The sequence below is a fragment of the Streptomyces sp. NPDC058877 genome (assembly GCF_042742855.1).
Classification (GTDB): Bacteria; Actinomycetota; Actinomycetes; order Streptomycetales; family Streptomycetaceae; genus Streptomyces.
The window spans coordinates 1-2,274 of sequence record NZ_JBHYMF010000366.1; the positions used below are offsets into that span (position 1 = coordinate 1).

The 2,274-nt window shown below is 71.6% G+C and carries 3 protein-coding genes; 2 read left to right on the plus strand and 1 reads right to left on the minus strand.

Translation table 11 applies throughout. From position 1 onward, the window contains the following. Nucleotides 1-179 precede the first annotated feature (179 nt). Nucleotides 180-1,415, minus strand: coding sequence for an erythromycin esterase family protein (locus ACFW2Y_RS35535; protein WP_384887810.1), 1,236 nt, complete (start codon nt 1,413-1,415; stop codon nt 180-182). Nucleotides 1,416-1,685: 270 nt separating this feature from the next. On the opposite strand from ACFW2Y_RS35535, the gene ACFW2Y_RS35540 reads away from it, so the two are divergent. Both ACFW2Y_RS35540 and ACFW2Y_RS35545 read left to right on the plus strand, forming a co-directional pair. After that, nucleotides 1,686-1,913: a hypothetical protein gene (locus ACFW2Y_RS35540; protein WP_384887814.1), complete on the plus strand. Its 228-nt coding sequence runs from the start codon at nt 1,686-1,688 to the stop codon at nt 1,911-1,913. 15 nt (nt 1,914-1,928) lie between these two features. Next, on the plus strand, nt 1,929-2,274 hold a 346-nt coding region (locus ACFW2Y_RS35545; protein WP_384887816.1), incomplete at its 3' end, for a fic family toxin-antitoxin system, toxin component.

Below are 2,274 nucleotides of genomic sequence, written 5' to 3' on the forward strand. Positions count from 1 at the left end.
GAGCCGGCGCGCGACGCGTTTCCGATCGAGGCCGGGTGGTGGCCGGGACGATTCGCCGCCGTCGGGAAGGGGCCTTCGCCTTCCCGACGGGAACGGCCTCTTCCCGCAAGGAGCCCGCAATCTTGTAGGGCCCTCCCCAAGAAGCGTCCTGGTAACGCACCTCCGGTGCTGCTCCGTGCTCAGGCGGGGAACGGCAGGGAGGGGGACGACCGCGCGACGTAGGCGAGCCCGTCGAACGCAGCGGCCGGTGACAGCGGGCGCACCTGCCGTCGGTAGGACCAGCGCGGCGCCATGGCGCCGAAGCTCCGCGTGCCGTGGCTGCCGACGAGCCACTCCCGTACGGCCGTCGGTGCCGCGGCCGCGCCGCGCAGGTCCACGAAGTGGTCGTCCGGGCGGGCCGCGCCGAGTCGGGCCTCCACGGTGCCGGCGGGGGCGGGACCGATCCGATGCGTGACGACGGGGCCTCCCCGGGGAGCGCGCCACGGGCCGGACCGCATGCGCCGGGCGCGGAACGAACCGCTGCCGAACAGCAGGCCGAGCGCGTAGTAGGTCGCGCCGCAACGGACACGGAGGTGCCTGCCCAAGGCGGGTGCGCCTCCGCGGAGGCTCGTGGAGACGTGCCCGTTGTGCGCCCAGAGGACGACCTTGGCCGACGGTTCGTCGAGCACCGTGCCCACGGCATCGGCCATGTACCGGTCCCGTACGGCGAAGGGCGTCCCTTCCGGGGCTGCCTGGTGCCTGTCGCGGGTGACCAGATCGGCCGCCCGGAGCAGGACGCCGGCGTGCTCCAGAGCCTCGGCCGCATCGGGGAAACGTTCCCGGAGGAACTCCAGCAGCTCTCGGGCCCGGCACACCAGGCGTCGCTCAGGGTCGGGCCGTGACCCCGGATGCGCCGTGGCGAGCACGCGGAGCGGGCGGAGGAGCCTCACCACCCGATCGGGGGCCGCCTCCTGCAAGAAGGAGTCGATCAGCACCAGGGAGTTGCCGCACTGCTGTGGGTCGATGCCGATGAAGCGCACCTTCTGCTCCTCGCTCCTCCCGCGGTTGTGAGCACGCATCCACTCGACCATGGCGAGCACCTCAAGGGTCCGCCACGTCCAGAACCCCAACCCGGCGATGGCCCGTGCGGCGTCGCCGACACCGTGACGGACGTACGCGTCGACGGCCGGTCCGGCCGAAGCGCTGGCCTCCATGGCCAAGGCGTTGAAGCCCAGCTCGGTCACCAAGAACTCCAAGAGGCGGTGCTTGAGCTGGAAGAACTCGCTCGTTCCGTGGGTGGCTTCGCCCAGGCCTACGACCCGTACTCCGGCGAGCACCTCCTTCAGCGGTTGAAGATCGACAGTGGGCCCACCGGCGCGGACGCCGGCCAACGGCAGTGCGGCATCGGCCAACCACCTCGTCACTTCGTCGGGCACGGGAGTCCTTCCCTCGCTGGGGTGTCCGTCGAAGCCGATCACATCCCCGGCCGGTCCGGAAACGGGGCAGGGACGTGGGCCCCGGATCGGCGGGGGAGACCCCCCGCCCGCTGGTGAACGCTTCACTGGAGCGCTGATGGGCGGTCATGGGCACCGGGGATTCGGTTGCTCGGGCCACCCCGCCCCGTTCCCCCTGCGGGAGCAGCCGGTGGAGGACTTCGCTCGCCCCTTTGCCTCCCGGTACCGGGGACGTGCCGCTACCGTGGTGGCATGGCACGGGAGATCCGGATCGAGATCAGCGACGAGGCGTACGAGGCGCTGGAGCGCGCCGCCGCCGAGAGGCGCGTGGATGCCGAGGCGTATGCGAGCAGGGTGCTGGACGCAGACCTGACGCGAAGTCGTTTCCTGGAGGGGGCGCGGCAGTTCGTCGCCGAGCACGGCCAGGTCTTCGCCGACCGCTTCGGCGGCCCTGCCGGCCGCGGCGCCGACGCCGCCTGATCCGGAGCGCTCGGCATGTTCCTGCAGATCGACCTCTCCTTCCTGCTCGACATCGCCCAGCGCGAGATCCCGGGCGATCCCGAGATCTCCGACTGGGGCTCACTCGAAGCGGCTCGTGCCCGGCACGCGTTCCGGGTGATGGACACCCCGGTTTACGACCAGCCGCACCACCGCGCCGCCGCCCTCCTGGAACAACTGGTACGGATCCCTGCCCTGGAGCACTCGAACGAGCTGTACGGCATGACCGTGGCCGCCGCTTACCTCCACGCCTCCGGGCATCCGATCCGGGTCACGCCCAAGGAGGCCGTCGAACTCGTCGAGGAGGTCCTTGCCGGACGTGCCGACGTGCGACGCATCGCAG

Coding starts and splice junctions, on each gene's coding strand:
- ACFW2Y_RS35540 (WP_384887814.1), top strand. CDS start 1,686: ATGGCACGGGAGATCCGGATCGAGATCAGCGACGAGGCGTACGAGGCG.